The organism is Bradyrhizobium sp. WYCCWR15520, from assembly GCF_056174665.1.
On the sequence record NZ_JBWBWM010000038.1, the window covers coordinates 54,579 to 70,607 of the forward strand.

The 16,029-nt window shown below is 61.8% G+C and carries 14 protein-coding genes, 2 pseudogenes and 2 riboswitches; of the genes and pseudogenes, 2 read left to right on the top strand and 14 right to left on the bottom strand.

The genetic code is table 11. The features are described from left to right. Positions 1-794: 794 nt before the first annotated feature. The 6 genes from cobF to AC0QUY_RS33395 form a co-directional block, all read right to left on the bottom strand. Positions 795-1,544, bottom strand: a complete 750-nt coding sequence (cobF, locus tag AC0QUY_RS33370) for a precorrin-6A synthase (deacetylating) (protein ID WP_161855684.1) — start codon at positions 1,542-1,544, stop codon at positions 795-797. Positions 1,545-1,595: 51 nt separating this feature from the next. Then, entirely contained in the window at positions 1,596-2,273 is a 678-nt protein-coding gene (locus tag AC0QUY_RS33375; RefSeq protein ID WP_161855685.1) for an energy-coupling factor ABC transporter permease, read from the bottom strand. 37 nt (positions 2,274-2,310) lie between these two features. Then, positions 2,311-2,528, bottom strand: a riboswitch (cobalamin riboswitch). Between the two features lie 224 nt (positions 2,529-2,752). Further along, complete coding sequence (locus AC0QUY_RS33380) at positions 2,753-2,962, bottom strand: hypothetical protein (protein WP_057856115.1); 210 nt, start codon at positions 2,960-2,962, stop codon at positions 2,753-2,755. Continuing rightward, the gene (gene cobM, locus AC0QUY_RS33385; RefSeq protein WP_057856116.1) at positions 2,962-3,744 is read right to left on the bottom strand and encodes a precorrin-4 C(11)-methyltransferase; all 783 of its coding nucleotides are present in this window, start codon (positions 3,742-3,744) and stop codon (positions 2,962-2,964) included. Before cobM ends, AC0QUY_RS33380 begins: the two co-directional genes overlap by 1 nt. Next, entirely contained in the window at positions 3,741-4,109 is a 369-nt protein-coding gene (locus AC0QUY_RS33390) for a cobalamin biosynthesis protein (protein WP_057856117.1), read from the bottom strand. The genes cobM and AC0QUY_RS33390 overlap by 4 nt, the downstream gene beginning before the upstream one ends. Beyond that, positions 4,106-5,287: a bifunctional cobalt-precorrin-7 (C(5))-methyltransferase/cobalt-precorrin-6B (C(15))-methyltransferase gene (locus AC0QUY_RS33395; RefSeq protein ID WP_057856118.1), complete on the bottom strand. Its 1,182-nt coding sequence runs from the start codon at positions 5,285-5,287 to the stop codon at positions 4,106-4,108. Before AC0QUY_RS33395 ends, AC0QUY_RS33390 begins: the two co-directional genes overlap by 4 nt. Here AC0QUY_RS33395 and AC0QUY_RS33400 point away from each other — a divergent pair. Further along, on the top strand, positions 5,286-6,035 hold the full coding sequence (locus tag AC0QUY_RS33400; RefSeq protein WP_161855686.1) for a cobalt-precorrin-6A reductase: 750 nt from the start codon (positions 5,286-5,288) through the stop codon (positions 6,033-6,035). The two genes, AC0QUY_RS33395 and AC0QUY_RS33400, sit on opposite strands and share 2 nt — an antisense overlap. On the opposite strand, the gene cobJ is transcribed toward AC0QUY_RS33400, so the two are convergent. The 6 genes and pseudogenes from cobJ to AC0QUY_RS33430 all read right to left on the bottom strand — a co-directional run. Further along, a complete protein-coding gene (cobJ, locus tag AC0QUY_RS33405; protein ID WP_057856120.1) occupies positions 6,011-6,745 on the bottom strand; it encodes a precorrin-3B C(17)-methyltransferase in 735 nt (244 codons plus the stop codon). The genes AC0QUY_RS33400 and cobJ overlap by 25 nt on opposite strands. After that, positions 6,742-7,473: a precorrin-2 C(20)-methyltransferase gene (gene cobI / locus AC0QUY_RS33410; RefSeq protein ID WP_057856121.1), complete on the bottom strand. Its 732-nt coding sequence runs from the start codon at positions 7,471-7,473 to the stop codon at positions 6,742-6,744. The genes cobJ and cobI overlap by 4 nt, the downstream gene beginning before the upstream one ends. 2 nt (positions 7,474-7,475) lie before the next feature. Then, positions 7,476-8,105 carry a precorrin-8X methylmutase gene (locus AC0QUY_RS33415; RefSeq protein WP_057856122.1) on the bottom strand — a complete coding sequence of 210 codons (630 nt, stop codon included), beginning with the start codon at positions 8,103-8,105 and terminating at the stop codon, positions 7,476-7,478. Then, positions 8,105-9,268, bottom strand: a complete 1,164-nt coding sequence (gene cobG, locus AC0QUY_RS33420; protein WP_161855687.1) for a precorrin-3B synthase — start codon at positions 9,266-9,268, stop codon at positions 8,105-8,107. The genes AC0QUY_RS33415 and cobG overlap by 1 nt, the downstream gene beginning before the upstream one ends. Then, the gene (locus AC0QUY_RS33425; protein ID WP_474416971.1) at positions 9,265-9,753 is read right to left on the bottom strand and encodes a cobaltochelatase subunit CobN; all 489 of its coding nucleotides are present in this window, start codon (positions 9,751-9,753) and stop codon (positions 9,265-9,267) included. The genes cobG and AC0QUY_RS33425 overlap by 4 nt, the downstream gene beginning before the upstream one ends. Continuing rightward, positions 9,751-10,080: pseudogene (locus AC0QUY_RS33430) on the bottom strand (DUF1636 family protein); the annotation flags it as partial. The pseudogene AC0QUY_RS33430 and the gene AC0QUY_RS33425, both read right to left, overlap by 3 nt. Positions 10,081-10,169: 89 nt before the next feature. Further along, positions 10,170-10,386: riboswitch (cobalamin riboswitch) on the bottom strand. A 38-nt stretch (positions 10,387-10,424) separates the two neighbouring features. Here AC0QUY_RS33430 and AC0QUY_RS33435 point away from each other — a divergent pair. Further along, positions 10,425-10,734: pseudogene (locus AC0QUY_RS33435) on the top strand (cob(I)yrinic acid a,c-diamide adenosyltransferase); the annotation flags it as partial. A 2,128-nt stretch (positions 10,735-12,862) separates the two neighbouring features. Here the strand turns inward: AC0QUY_RS33435 and ccoN are convergent. Together ccoN and AC0QUY_RS33445 are read right to left on the bottom strand one after the other, a co-directional pair. Further along, positions 12,863-14,485 (bottom strand): cytochrome-c oxidase, cbb3-type subunit I, encoded by a 1,623-nt coding sequence (gene ccoN / locus AC0QUY_RS33440; protein WP_161856816.1) that lies wholly within the window; start codon positions 14,483-14,485, stop codon positions 12,863-12,865. Positions 14,486-14,884: 399 nt separating this feature from the next. Then, complete coding sequence (locus AC0QUY_RS33445; RefSeq protein ID WP_161855689.1) at positions 14,885-15,604, bottom strand: helix-turn-helix domain-containing protein; 720 nt, start codon at positions 15,602-15,604, stop codon at positions 14,885-14,887. Between the last annotated feature and the right edge of the window lie 425 nt (positions 15,605-16,029).

The following is a 16,029-nucleotide window of genomic DNA, read 5'->3' on the forward strand; positions in this document are numbered from 1 at the left end:
CGTCTCCTTTGGTAGTTGAACTCTGAGCCGCCGGCGCGACTCAGTTTCGCCACGCGCCATAACGCAGGCTTCGGAGCTGTTCCGCGAGTGCCGGATGCTTTGAGTTAATAGCAGGTGACTGCAAACGGCTTCACCCCGAGGCGTGAGCGGTGCGCTTTGATGCCGATCCGGAAGTCAACTCTTGCGTTTTGTGCTCCGCCAACGCATATACGCACCACGGTAGCGCGATGCGCTATCGCAGCCCTCCTTGGGCGTTTCCTCCCTAGACTTGGGCCGCTTGTTCATTACAAGCGGCCTCTTTTTCTCGGTCGCCGCTATGGCGACGCCCCGGCAATTCTTTCGGAAATTGGCTTGCGCAGGTTGGTTAGACGACCGCCACGCTCGCAACGAGTTGCTACCTTCGGCGCAAGCGCCATCCCCGTCGCTTTAACGAGAAGGGACGAGCACGGTCATGAGAAACTCGCCTTACGCGAGGCAACGCGCCTTCGTTGCAGGTCGGCGGCCCGTGAGGTGTTGAGTACGCATTCTTCTCCGGCCGTGATATCAGTCTTCGCGGTAAAGCCTCCGCGGGCGAATGTTAAAGATGTTTCTCGCATTGATAAGCGTCGGAGATATAGGGATGGAAATGGGAAGCCTTTCTTTGGTTGGTCCGGCATGCGGTAGTCGTCAATACTATCGAAGGAACGATCTCCCCTTCGGGCGCTCCGGCCGATCTCAGCGATCGGGCGCATTTGGAAGCCGTGCGAAGGCGCTTGCCGCGGGACGCCGCAATGCCAGCAGCCTTCGCACGAGTGCTACGACACGCGCTTGATGATGTAGCTATCCATGATCCAGCCATGCTTGGCGCGTGCTTCCTGTCGGGCGGCGACGATGATTGGCCCCACTTCTGCGAGCGCACCTGACATGGTGATTTGCGGGGGCATCCCGAGATAGGCGCCCCACCAGATATGTAGTCCGTTCGGATCGAGCCACTGGAACGCGGCGCCGCCATCGAGCATGACGACCACCGTGTCGGCGCCGGATGGCCAACCGCATTCGCGCAGCCGCCGTCCGGTGGTGACGAGAAAAGGCTCCCCAATGTCGTTCAGCGGCAGTGAATGTGCGGCGCAAAGCGCCTGGATCGACGTGATGCCCGGGACGACCTCGATTATCGGCAACGGATCAAGCCTTTGTGCGATCCGCAGGCTCGAGTCGTATAGCGAAGGATCGCCCCAGATCAGCAGGGCAACGCGCCCGTCATCACCGAGATGCGCCGCAATTGCCCGGGACCAGGTCACGGCGACGGCGTCGTGCCATTCCTCCACTCCCTTGCGGTAGCTCTCCTGCGCAGTATCGCGAACGGGCACGTCGAACTCAGCAACGCGCGTGCGGCTGTTCGTCAGGGCTTGCGCGCAAATCAGCCGGCGCAGGTCGGCGAGATCGGACTTCACCGGGCCCTTGCGCGGAATCAGCACCAAGTCAGCTGCATTGATCGCGCGGATCGCCCCAAGCGTGAGCTGCTCGGGATCGCCGCAGCCAATGCCTATCAGGGAGAGTGTCAGCATTACGTTATGAAACGGGGGCGGCCGCGGCTTGCGACCGCCCGCACGTCATCTTCAGGCGCCGTTGTGAAGCCGATAGGTAACAAGACCATCGGCAGTCACACCTCGCAGCGATTTCGCCAGTGCCAACACGGTCAGATCGGCCAGCGGTTCAATGACCACGACGAGCGCGTAAGAAGCGGCGAAAGACGCGATGGAGGCGAGGTTCTCGGCCGCAAAGCCCGCACCATACAGCGCCCAGAAGGCGACCCACCCTACGATGCCGGATTGATAGGCGGTTGAAAGCGCAAGTGCCTGCCGATATTGCAGGTCAACATAGGCGGTGTTGCGAGGAATGATCCGCCCGGCCAGCGCCTGGATCGCAAATAAGGGCACCAGCAGCGTCGTCACGTTCATACCATATTGCGGCAGGTCGGTCGGCACGAAGAACAGCCCCTGCAGCAGAAGACCAAGCGCCAACCCGAACGCGGCTGGCGCTGCGCCGAACAGGAGAAACAGCGTCGAGCCGAGAATGAAATGCACCTCCGAGACCCCGACCCTGAAATGCGGCAGGAGTTCGAAGAACGAGAAGACCAGGACCGTTGTTGCGACGGTGCGCACCGCCAGCGAAACAATTCCCTGCGCGCGCACGGTTTCGACCACGGGCTTGAAGGCGCAGCCGGCGGCAACGGCACCGGTTGCGCAACTCAGCACGAGCTTGGCGCCCGTAACGATACCTGGTTCGATATGCATGACTTAAGTCCCTTCTGCCGTCACACCCGACGGCGTTAGCGTTAAAAACTGCAGGGCCGGTCTCCTGGCTCGCGGTTCGAAACCGGTCCCCGGCCTTCCCAGGCCTGACGGCCAGTGGCGGATCGGAGCCCCTCACCGCTTACAGTCGCGGGGGCGGCCGGGCTTTGGGCGCCGCATTCAGGTCCGCCCTTCCCCGTTCCCAATTATGCTCTGGCGCTTTGCGCCGCTTCGAGCACCATGCCTGCTCTGTGTGCTCCTTCCGACGAGGAGACGTCAAGGGGCTCGCGAGATCGGGCGACAGCGTCATCATCGGGTCTCTCCCGCCAGCGTGCCGAAAAGAATGATCGGCGCCGTCGTTGCGGCGCCGGTTTGCGCTAGCTGCTCTGCGAGCTTCGCAATCGTGGTGCGGACAATCCGCTCCTCGGCGTGGCCAAGAGACTCGCAAATAGCGCCGGCGTGTCGGCAGCCACCGTGCTCGATCAGTTTTGCCGCGAGCGCCGGGAATGTGTCGCTTCCCCATATAAATAGGGTCGTTGATTCCGGATCGGCAATTGCCGCGCATCGATATAATCGGGCTCGCTCTTGAAGCACTGGACCTTCAGCCCGCGATCGCGATAGGCGCGCGCCAGCGTCAGCGTCGTCTTGCCGACCCCGGATGCAGGCGCGGAGATGACGAGGCTCGCCGTCATCACGAGCCTTCCGGAAAGCGAGGCGTCGGCCCGAGCGGCCGATAGCGGCGGTCATAGTCGACGGCATACAGGCGGCTCTCTCCGAAATCTTCCGAACCCAGTGTGCGGCCAACCAGAATAACGGCTGTGCGCTCGAGCTCGGTGCTTACAGCAGAGTCCAAGGTACCGAGCGTGGCGCGGACGATGCGCTGATCCGGCCAGCTTGCGCGCCAGACTATTGCAACCGGGCAGTCTCCTCCGTAGTGCGGCGTCAGCTCATCAATCACCGTGGAAAGCAGATGGATCGAGAGATGGATGGCGAGCACCGCACCGGTCGCGGCAAAGGTGGCGAGTTTCTCGCCTTGCGGCATCGCGCTCGCCCTGCCCGGCATCCGCGTCAGCACGACCGATTGCACAAGATCCGGTAGCGTGAGCTCGGCCTCGATCGCGGCCGCGGCGGCGGAAAAGGCCGGCACGCCCGGCGTGATTGAATAGGAGATTTGAAGCGCGCGCAGGCGGCGCAATTGCTCGCCCATCGCCGACCAGATCGAGAGATCCCCGGAATGTAGCCGCGCGACGTCCTTGCCCTCACGATGCGCGGTGACGATCTCCGACATGATGTCGTCGAGCGACAGCGGCGCGGTGTTCACGATCCGTGCATCCTTTGGGCAATGGGCAAGAACGCCCTCGGGTACGAGAGAGCCGGCATAGAGGCAGACCGCACAGGCGGCAATCAGATCGCGACCGCGCAAGGTGAGCAGATCAGCTGCTCCCGGTCCGGCACCGATGAAGTGCACCGTCATTCGGCGTCTCCTACCGCGATCGCTGCGGTCGCCGTCCGATCCTGCGAGACAGCCCGCGTCGAAACGAGGCGCGCACCACGGCCGGCGACCGCAAGCGCTGCGGCTTCGGCGACGGAGCCCGTACCGAACTTCGCCTTGATGGATTCTGACTGTGTGGGCGTGGCAATGCCGGCTAGGACATCGGCCGAAACAGGCCGGATCGGCACGGTGAGTTCGCGCGCCAGCAATTTGAGCGCGGCGGTTTCGGCCTTGTCGCTGACAGTTGCAACTGCCGCGAGACCTTCAGGACCGCCCGCGGCGGCGAGAGCTTCGCGCAGCGCAGCCAGTGTGACCTCCCGCTTGAACCCCAGACCTGCGACCTTCACTTGACTGCACTCCATTGCACGACCGGCCGCATCGCCTCCCAGGAGCGATAGCGGCCGAGGTGACCCGCATGCGCAATCTCAATTCGCATCAACTCGCCACCGTGGCGTTGATGAAGGTCCGAGAGTAGCGCCTCGGTCTCCAGCGTGACGGCATGCGCAACCACCCTTACTCTCGGCTCAATGCGCGACCACACCGCATCGAACATCCTAGCGTCGAGCCCTCCGCCGATGAAGACGGCTTGCGGTGTCTCAAGGCGTGAGAGGATATCAGGCGCTATTCCCTCGACGATGGCGATCCGATGCGTCAGACCGAAGGTTGCCGCGTTGCCGCGGATATTCGCTACGCGATTAGACCGCGCTTCGATGGCGATCGCCGTGCCACCACAGAGAGCCCATTCTACCGAGATCGAACCTGAACCGGCGCCAATGTCCCATAATCTGTCGCCGGATCTCGGCGCCAGCGACGAAAGCGCGAGCGCGCGCATCGGCCGCTTGGTGATCTGGCCGTCATGCACGAAGAGCGCGTCTGAAAGGCCGGAGCTGCGCGGAACGCCGTGCGGTCCATTGGTTTCCAGCGCAACTGCCACCGGCCCCGCGCCGCCATCTGCGGCGTAGCTGTCGGCCCGATATTGCGCCACGGATTCGCGGGGACCGCCGAGCGCGGTGAGCGTCCATAGCCGTGAATTGCCCCAGCCGCGCGCCGTCAACCATTTGGCCAGATCGCCGGGCGCCTTGCCGTCGCGCACGAGACAAATGATGCGCGCTCCATGTGTCAGATGCGGCACCAGGCGTTCGAATGGCGCCGCGTGGATTCCAAGACAGACGACAGATTCGAGCCGCCATCCGAGCCGCGCCGAGGCAAGCGAGAATGTCGAGAGCGCGGGATGCGCAATCCATTCGCTCTTGCTGAGCCGTTCCGCGAGACTGGCTCCTACGCCGTACCAGGACGGATCGCCCGAGGCGAGCACCACCGTCGGACGACCGCGGCAGGCCAGCACGCAATCTGTCTCGAACGGCGCCGCCCAGGGACGGCCGCGGTCGGAAATCCCTGCCAGCGCGAGATGCCGTTCGCCGCCAAACACCGTCTCGGCTTCCGCAAGCGCCTTTCGGCTTGCATCCGAGAGGCCGGCAAGGCCATCTTCGCCAATGCCGATGATCGTCAGCCAGGGATCATGCATGATGTGCGCCCTCATTCTGGGCGGAACAAGCGATGCCAATCTGCTCGCAGACGCTGTGGCGCGCGCGGGGTGTGATGCGATCTATTCCTATGGAGGTCGCACCCGCGCCCCCGTGAACCAGCCGCTGCCGACCCGCATCGGAGGGTTCGGCGGCGTGAATGGCCTTGCCGAGTTCATTCGGCGCGAGGAAATAACGCACCTTGTCGATGCAACCCATCCCTTCGCGGCCGAAATGAGCCGTAATGCGGTTGCAGCGTGCGAGATGACCGGAACACCGCTGATCGCGCTCGAGCGCGCGCCCTGGGCAAAAGGGACCGGCGACACCTGGATCGAGGCCGCGGATATCTCCTCCGCTACGGCAGCATTGCCGAACAATCGCGCGCGGGTATTTCTTGCGATCGGACGCCAGCACATCGCACCTTTCAGCGCCAGGCCGCAGCACGCCTACACTTTGCGGTTTGTCGATCCTCCCGATGGACCACTGCCGTTTCCGGACGTCGATGTCATCGTGTCGCGCGGACCGTTCACCCTCGCCGGCGAATTGGAGATGATGCGTGCGCGCGGCATCGAATGGGTTGTTGCCCGCAACTCCGGTGGAGCGGGCGCGCGCGCCAAGATCGACGCCGCGCGCGAGCTCGGCCTTCCCGTCGTGATGCTCAAGCGGCCCGAATTGCCTGACAGGCCCCGAGTCGAAAGCGTGGCGGAGGTCATGCAATGGCTCCGTCATCGGGCATGCCTCGGTGCATAGACCCAGCGGCCGACGCGGCGCGTTGCCGAATTACCGACGATGACAAGGGTTCGCATGTCGGCCATCTCGGGCCGTGCCTCGCGCAGCATCACGGTTTCAATTCGCTCCGCGACCGTGCTGACCGCATGGGCGAAGATCACGAGGCGCTCGCCGCAACCTGCCTCCTTCAGCACCGAGAGCGCGCGTTCAAAACCCTCGGGCCGGCTCACTGAGCGCGGATTGTACATCGCGATCGCAAAGTCGGCTTCGGAGGCAAGCCGCAAGCGTTTCTCGATCATCGACCACGGCTTCAGATTATCGGAGAGATTGATCGCGCAAAAATCGTGGCCGAGCGGCGCGCCGGCGCGCGCGGCGGCTGCCAGCATTGCAGTTACGCCGGGCATAACGCGGATTGCAAGCCCATGCCATTGAGACGAGACTTCAAGTGCTTCGAACACAGCCGCTGCCATGGCGAAAACACCTGGGTCGCCCGAAGAAACCATGACAACACGGCGTCCTTCCGATGCCAGCTGCAAGGCATCGCTTGCGCGCTGCAACTCCATGCGATTGTCTGATGGATGCAGCGTCAGTCCTTCACGCGGGGCTACTCGCGCGACGTATGGCGCATAGCCCACGACGTCGGTCGCGGCGGCGAGCGCGGCGGAGACTTCCGGCGTGACTAGCGCCTGGTCGCCCGGCCCAAGTCCCGCGATGGTCAATATGCCCGTCATTCGGCCGCCTCCATCCGGCGTCCCCGCCCATGCACGAGCACAATCGCGAAATAGGGGCACTCGGTCTCGTCCACGTCCTCCAGCCGCGCGACGCGCTCGGCCGGCATAGTGCCGCGTTCGATCAGCCATGCCTCGCCAAGGCGGCCGGCGCCGGCAAGCGCGCGGCGCACCTTCTTCAGATTGCGCCCGGTCTTCATGATGACGAGCGCATCGGAATTGCGCGCGCGTTGCTCGAGCTCTTGTTCCGACAGCGTACCCATCAGTACCGTCATCACATCGTCGCCGAGGGCGATCGGCAGGCCGACCGAATTCCAGCAGCCAGCCATGCCGGGAATGCCGGCGATCACCTCGATCTCGACGCGGCGCTGCAGACGTGCACGGAGGTGCATGAAGGAACCGTAGAAGTAGGGATCGCCCTCGCAGAGAACGACGATGTCGGCCGCGCGGGCGATCCGCGCAAGACGCTCCGCCCACTCGTCGTAAAAGCCGGCAAGGAGGCCAACATATTCCGGACTATCGAAGGCGATCTCCGTAGTGACCGGATACTCCATCGGATATTCGCAGACGTCCTTTGCCAGTAGTCCATCGACGATGCGGCGCGCCTGGCCAGCCCGTCCTTTCTTCCGGAAATAGGCAACGTGCTTGGCCGCACGGACCTCACGATCGGCGCGCACGCTCATGAGGTCCGGATTTCCTGGCCCGAGGCCGCAACAGATGATGCGCCCCATAGCTATTCGTTCCGGCTCGCCAGCGCGTTCACGGCGGCGACCGTGATTGCGGAGCCGCCAAGGCGCCCCTCGACCGTCAGCGCCGGCGCAGGCTGGTCAACCATCAGCGCAAGCTTGGCTTCAGCCGCGCCAACAAAGCCGACCGGACAACCGATGATCGCTGCAGGTCTTGGACAGTTGCGATCCTCCAGCATGTTGAGCAGGTGAAAGAGCGCGGTCGGCGCATTGCCGATAGCGACGATCGCGCCGTCCAGATGCGGCCTCCACAATTCCAGCGCTGCGGCTGAGCGGGTATTGCGCATGGATTGCGCGAGGGAGGGAACCTTGGGATCGTCAAGCGTACAGATGATGGCGTTGCCGGCCGGCAGGCGCGCACGCGTAATTCCCTCCGACACCATGCGTGCGTCGCAGAGGATAGGCGCGGCGTTCTGCAGCGCAGCCCGCGCGATGCGCGCCATGCCGGGCGTGAAGCGGATGCAGGATTCGAGACTCACCATGCCGGCGGCATGGACCATCCGCACGACCACTGGCTCCTCGTCGGCAGAAAATCGCTCAAGGTTCGCCTCCGCGCGAATGGTGGCGAAGGATTGACGGTAGATCGTCGCACCATCGGTTTCATAGACGTGCGTCATCAGGGCGCTCCCGTTAGAACGGAAGGATCCGCGATCATTCGGCCTGCGCTTACTCCACGCTGGCTAGGCGTATCCCTCGTTGAGCCGCTGCGGATGACATCAAATCCCTCGCGGGTCGCAACAAGGGTGAGCGCAGCAGTCCCCGAATGAGCACAGCCTTTGGCACAGCCAGAGACGTGAAGCCTCTCGTCCGCGGCAATATGCGACGCAAGCGACGCTGCAAGTGCACGAGTGTCGCAGTGCGCCTCACAGCAGGCGGGCGCACCGCTGCAGGCGACGACGCGCAGGATCGGATCGTCCGCTTGGGTGACGAGGCTCTCGCAGTGGGGCATTTCGCGCAATCCTTCCGCCACAATCATGCGCCAGGGCGTCATCCGTAATCCTTGCGAGCATCCGGCAAGATGGCTGAGAGCGGCATGTGTCAGCTGTCCGAAAGCCGCAGCGACCATCGCGCCTTGCGGATAAAGTCCGGGACGCGGCTCCGCGATCATGCAAGCCGGCTTGACGTTGCTACGAAGCGCGTCGGGCAGTTTTGCGCCAGCCCCGACATGCGCTTTCATTCGCCCTCTCCCCTCCCTGGCTCCGCCCGAGTCGACGAACCACTCGGCAAGCGCGAGCGCAACGCTTACCGCTTCTGTCCGTGAGACGGGACGACCATGCTCCGCACCGTCGGCACGCACGATCAGCTCTCCCGCGATGCTGCGCTCGATCCGGATGTCGGCGGAGGCGCCGGCCAGCGCGGGCTCTGTGCTGCAATCAACGGCGAAGCCGAATTTGGTCGGCAGGTCGGGCGGTCCCATCACAAGCCCGCGTTCAAGTTCTGCTGCGAGAAAACAGGTATCGTCACTGGCGCTCCAGAAGGGCGAGACAAGGATGTTGCGCCGCGCTTCCGACTCCGCATCGGGATCGAGCAAGTGCAGCCGTGAGAGTTCCTCGATCAAGGGCCGATGACCTTGATCACTGACACCCCTGATTTGCAGGTTGCCCCGGCTGGTCAGATCGATCAGGCCGTTGCCGTAGCGCTCGGACAGCACCGCAATTCCCGCTGCCTGCTTCGGAGCCAGCCGGCCACCGTGCGGCCGGATGCGAACCACGAGCCCATCTCCCGACCGCATCGGCCGTAAGGCGCTGGGGCACCAGCCCTTGATCGCAACAGCGCTCATGAAGCCTCCCGCAGCGCGACCGCAATCGAATTGCGCCGTGTCCTCCAGGGCGAAGCTTGATTCAAACGGGTGAAGCAAGTCTCGATCGCCGCAAGCGCCGCCGGATTCTCGCGCGCCATGAAAGTGCGCACGTTGTCGCTGCCAAGCATCGCGTCGTAATAGAGATCGAAGAGATGCGTGGGCACCGCATCGGCAAGATGTGCAAAGCTGGCCATATGCTCTAGCGTGGCAGCGATTTCCGCCGCGCCCCGAAAGCCGTGGCGCATCATCCCGGACATCCATTTGGGTTGACCGCACGCGCACGCACAACGCGCGAAATTTCCTCGGTCAACGAGCGAGCACGCGGCTGATCGGGATGTGTCGCGTAGGTGGTAGAGCGATGGTGTGGCCGCGCCGAGGCGCGCCGCCGCGGGCGCAAGGCCCGCCTCATGCACGGCATAGTCTGCGGCGAGCAGCAGATCCGTTTCATGGTAATCGGTGGAAATGCGGGCAAGCGATTGTTTGCGGAAGATCTCCGGCCGGCTGCGCCACGGCACGATGCCGTCGGCCGTCGCCGCATAGGCCGCAGCACCGGCGATCACGTCCGGCGCGTTTATGTCGGACAGGCGGCCGCAGACGTAAGACCACCGTCCAGGCGCGCTGAGCGCGCAACCCTGGCTACAAGCAGACAGGCATTCGACCGGAACCACGTGGACGTCTTCCGGCACGCCGGCGAGAATGGCGCTGTGCAGACGCGCGCCTGGCGTGATTTTGCCTTCTCTTACGGGTTGGTCGGCACGGCAGGTGATGCAGACATGAAGCGTGACGGTCATCGCCCTCCTCGATTTTTGGCGGAGGCGATGAGGCGCACGAACCGGAGACACTACGGTTCGTTGCCGTCGCGGAGCACCCCGTCCGCCGGTCTCAAGTCTCTGCGCTGGCAGGTCTCCCGGCTTGCGGAGCAGGTTTTCCCTTCGATCTCCACCTTCCCAACCCTTGACGGGTCAGTGGCTCCTAGAGATCTCTCCGGTCACGGTCGCGGGGGCGGCTGCGCTTCAGGTCCAAGCTTCGCGGCTAGAGCCCTATCGCATTCCCTCTTCGCCTGTCCTAGGACAGGAACCAACGCCACCCCACCATTTGCCCAAGCGTGCAGCTTGTCAAGCCGTAGAGCGTGCTCATGACTTCCGAACCTGATGCCGCTGAGGACGAAACCGTGACCTCTGAAGCCTCGCTGGACGCCCACCATGCGGCCAAAATGGCGAAGAAAAAAAGCAGCGCGCGACCGGATGATAGCCGCCAAGAGCGGTGAGAAGGGACTCATCATCGTCCACACCTGCGCGAGCAAAGGGAAATCCTCCTTGGCTCTCGGCATGATCATGCGGTGCGTTGCGCATGGCTTTCCCTGCGCCATGATGCAATTCATCAAAGGTGCGTGGGACACCGGCGAGCGCCCGCTGCTGACCAGACATTTTGGTGAATTGTGTCGCGCCAACTGGGAACATCGGCGATCGGCGAAGGAATTTACCACTCGACGATAGCCTAGGTTTCAACTTTCCATCCAGAGCCTTCATCGCGTGTCAACTCGTAGGTCAACAAATCAGGATGCTGACCGCGATGCATTTGATGCGAACCTGGCGATTGGCCGAAGCGCAACTGGTAAATGCCATGCCTGTCCTTAGGAAAAAAGCTTTTCTGCCGGCCCACTATCGTTGCGGAATAATAGGCCGCTGACAGACATCAACTAATCCGATGGGCCGTTCTGACCTATCGATGGATTGGTGCGAGGACGCGGCGCCGCCCCCTGAATTCATGGGCGTGAGTGAGATCAAATGCAAGATCTGCAAGCTGGCGCTCCTGCTCGCCAAAAAAATGCCCGGCCTCCTTTTCGGCGGCCGGGCGGAAGTCAGTCTGGGGGGGAGCGACGCTGCTACACATCGCACCAGCTTCCGTCGGCAGAGGGAGGGTGCCGGCGGTTCATTTACGGCGGGGGCATTCGCCGTTAACTTTAGCCACGGGAAGGCCGATATACGTTCCAAATGAAATCAGGTTTCGCTTCCTTCTGCTCTATTCAGGGAATTCGGCCCAACGATCGCGTGAAGCTCGACAAGTGCGTCGGTCACGTAATCTTGAGGCGATCATCAAAGATATGCTTCAAGATGAACCCACCGAAAAGAGGCTGTCCGCCAATGCTTCGCCCACCTGTGATCACTCATCCGCGATGGAAGTGACGTCCGAGTATGTGTGCCATTTGCACCAGACTATGCTCGCTTTCTAACAGCATTCCGCAAAACTGGTGAAATCGATTGTTTCGATGGGATGCATCTATGCTGTTGATACATAAAGACATGCGTTCAGCGACCCTTGATCTAAATCGCCTCATTCGCGCAGGACGCTCTGGTGACCAGGCGTAAGCTCTGGCCGAATTGCAATCCATTTTACCAAGACATCGCGGTGGCCGACTTTTTTGCGCGGCCTCGGCCCGTTTCCCATCTGCAAGGCCCGCTGCGTGTTTGCGCTGCTTTCGGATCAGCCAGCGCACGCGGCGGAAACCCCACAATTGCGAGTCTAGGGCTCAATCGCGAAAGACCGCTGAGAGGGCATGTTGGCCGACGGCTGGTGCGAAGCTACTCATCGAGGCTTGCACGGACACGGCTCGCAAACAGCGAAGCACCCGGCTCATCATGGCGCAGGATTGTTTGGTGGCCGACAAAGTCTCGCTACGCAACGTGGTAATTGCGACACTATTCTCAATCCAAGAATGTCGCGCGGCCGTTCCCTGGGCCGACTAGACGCAGATCATCGGCAGCTTTCGAGCGGCACGTCGTTTGCAAGGGTGATATTGGGCATGGACACGGACCTTCAGCCGTGCCGATGCCCGCAACCTTCAGGTTGCAGCCCGACGCACCTCTTGCTTCTCCCTTTAGCAAAGTGCGTCGGGCTTTTTCGGTCATACAGACACGCCCTTGCAAGAACACCCCCTTGCCTATGGCAACGCCTGTCTTGACCATGCACGCTGCTCTGTATCCGGATTTTCGTATTCGGGATTCGACAATGCACGAGACAACCTTTCGGCGAGCCACCTGAGAGGTTCCCAAACTGATAGATTCCCGTCGATTTAGCTCGGTGGGCTAAGACGTGAAGTCGTGTGCGATCGAGGACCCAACAGCGCAGAGCTCGGCGGCATCAAGGAATCGGCTGGGCCACTCCGAAAACCTGCCTACGGGTCTACCGCCGATCGATTACGTCCTTATGGCCGATGACATAGTCCCCTCCTTTACGGTTGAGCGGGTCAAGTATCAGGGACGAAACAACCGACCGTATCGCGCTAGATCAACATCGGAAGCATCTGCCCAGGGCGCGCGAGGACAAGGCGCTACGATCAAGCGTTACAGCCGCGATTCCGACATCCGCTCGACGCGGCGCGGATCCGGCCTTTCGTCGTCGTCAGAAGCGCCGGGCTGACGCCATCGACCACCTCAGTTGTGCTTTTCAGGTAACAGCGGCCTGATCTCGGCCAAGCCCGCGATCGCATCACAACCAGAATGCTCGCGATCAGGATAATGAAATTCTTTTCGAAGATTTGATGGCGGGTTCAGAAGGCAATCAGATCGTTCCTTATTGCGCCGCCTGCAGCCCGAGCTCTGTAGCCAATTCCGCCCCGCCTGCCCGCACTGTCATCCATAGATTATAGGCCATGATTAACGACCCGATCAAGAACAGCGCTCCACCTGCGGCGCGGATGATGTGGAAGGGATGCATCGCTTCCACGGTCTCGATGAAGGAATATTCGAGGAAGCCGAGCGAGGTGTAGGCGCGCCACATCAGGCCCTGCAGGATTCCCGACACCCACATCGCCGAGATGTAGAGCACGATGCCGATGGTCGCGGTCCAGAAGTGCCAGTTGACCAGCTTCAGGCTGTAGAGCCCCTTGCGATCCCACAGCCATGGAATCAGGCAGTACAGCGCGCCAAAGGAGACGAAGCCGACCCAGCCCAGCGCACCGGAATGCACGTGACCGATGGTCCAGTCGGTATAGTGGCTCAGCGAGTTCACGACCTTGATCGACATCATCGGCCCTTCGAAGGTCGACATGCCGTAGAAGGCGACCGACACGACCAGCATGCGCAGCACGGGATCGGTGCGAAGCTTGTCCCAGGCACCCGACAGCGTCATCAGGCCGTTGATCATGCCGCCCCATGAGGGCATCCACAGCATGATCGAGAACGTCATGCCGAGCGTCTGCGCCCAGTCCGGCAGTGCCGTGTAGTGCAGGTGGTGCGGACCGGCCCAGATGTAGAGGAAGATCAGCGACCAGAAATGGATGATCGACAAGCGGTAGGAATAAATCGGCCGCTCGGCGCGCTTCGGAATGAAGTAGTACATGATGGCGAGGAAACCGGCGGTCAGGAAGAAGCCGACGGCGTTATGCCCGTACCACCACTGGAACATGGCGTCCTGGACACCGGCCCAGGCCACGTAGGACTTCGAGCCGAATACCGACACCGGCACGGCAGGATTGTTGCCGAGATGCAGTACGGCGATGGTGACGATGAAGGCGAGGTAGAACCAGTTGGCGACGAAGATATGCGGTTCTTTTCGCTTGATGATGGTCCCTAGGAAGACCAGTAGGTAGACCACCCAGACGATCGTCAGCCACAGATCTGCATACCATTCCGGCTCGGCATATTCCTTGGACTGGGTGACGCCGAGCAGATAGCCGGTGCCGGCAGCGAGAATGAAATAGTTGTAGCCGATGACGACGAACCAGGGGGCGAGATCGCCCGCCAGGCGCACGCGGCAGGTCTTCTGCACGACATAGAGTGAGCTTGCGATCAGCACATTGCCGCCGAAGGCGAAGATGACAGCCGACGTATGCAGCGGCCGCAAGCGGCCGAAGCTGGTCCACGGCAGATCGAAATTAAGGGAGGGCCAGGCGAGCTGGGACGCGATCAATAGTCCGACCGCAAATCCCGCGATGCCCCAGATCACCGACATCACGACCGAGAACTTGATCGGACCCATGTTGTAGTTGGGCCGGCCGTTGATTTCCTGGGGCGGCAGCGAGACGGGACGATCGAGATACCGGTTCATGATCGTGAACGACGCAGCGCCGCTTGCCACTGCAGCGAGCGAAGCATGGAACGCGAACGGCGCGTCCAGCGCCATGGCTGCTGCGAACACGCAAACGAAAGCTGCCATCGAGAAGAATAGCATCAGCCCCGCTTCACCGTGAGTCATCCATGTCGCGGATTGAACTTGCTGCATGTGCAATTCTCTTTGCATGGGCGTCTGCCCCGAGTCAGCCCGGTTCGCTGTGTTGTCTTTGATTGGGATCAGCCCCGATGAGCTACCCGCACGATCGGCGGGCGTGTTGCACCAGCTCCAGCGACTTCACTAGGAATCAGAATGGACGACGCTTGCGCTCTCCCGGTGCCGCCTGATGCGACCCCGGTGATTGGACACTGGCCCAAGCAAGAACAGCGGCGATAATCACAAAGACCGAGATGACAGCGGCGGAAACCAAGAGCGCAGCGGACATGACGAACTCCATTAAAGTCGATGCGAATATATCGCGGTTTCAAGGGATGCGTCTTTGACCTTGATCAAAAGAGGTAAAAGAACCCAACTCGACGCGCTTCAACTTACGCCCGCAGACAACGATTCGACGCGCGCGGCATCTAACAGGATGACGCCACCAGCAAAGATCTGGATCACACCACCACGTTCGAGCTTCGAGAAGGTACGGCTCACCGTCTCGATGGTGAGCCCCAGATGATCCGCGATGTCCAGCCGTTTCATCGGCAGCGTCAGAATTTCTCCATCACGTCCAATTCCATTCAGTCGGTCGCGCCAGCCGATCAGGAAGCTGGCTATCTTCTCTTCGACGGATCGCCGTCCGAGCAAGACGATATGTTCCTGTGCCCGGGCCAGCTCGCGGCCCGCCAATTCCATCATACGGCACAGCAACCGCGGCCGGTTCTCGGAGAATGTCGCGAACGACTCCTTGGCGACCTGGCACAACGCGACGCGGCCGATCGCGTCAGCGGAGAACTCGTGCCGCGGCAAGGTGGAGAGCCCGAGGAAATCACCCGGCAATGCAAAACTGACAATCTGGCGCCGGCTGTCCGGCAGCAGCTTGTAGATACGCAGAATCCCCTTATGCACGCTGAAAAATGACGTGGCTATGTTTGCCTGTGCGAATACAGTGGCGCCGGATTCGAAACGAACATGCCGCGACAGCTGGGCCAATTCGCGCAATTCGGTGTTGTTGAGCGCTGCGCAGATGGCAAAGCCCCTCGCTGTGCAATCGTGACACGATTGCCAATGTGTTCCTTCCCTCGAACCCGAAATCTTCACACGTTCCTCCGATCGCAGCCCGCAGACGCCTCATGCGCGCGTTTTCCCGCGGCTGATGCAGTGTAGCGTCCGTAGGTATGAAGTGGTTGATGCAGATCATCGCCGGAGATGCCGTGGGCTATGCCGTTCGGCGGCCCCGCGGACGTCGTTGAGGAGGCGAGCCCGAGCTTTCAATGAGATCCAAGGCTTCTAGATCGCTCCAGATCGAGGCGCGCGCCCGGCTATCGCAGTCTCTGGCCTGCTGCACAACCTCGTGAACAGACGGTCACCCCGCTCCGGCCGCTCGTCAGCATAATTAGTCGTGCGTGAAGAACTTCCAAGCCATTGAGCGGGAGTCGAATTTTCTGGCGAGAGGCGTTTTGAGATTGCAAGCTTTCGGGCTTTGGGGGCCCAAAAGCTTGCAATTTTGCTTTTGAGGATTCCGT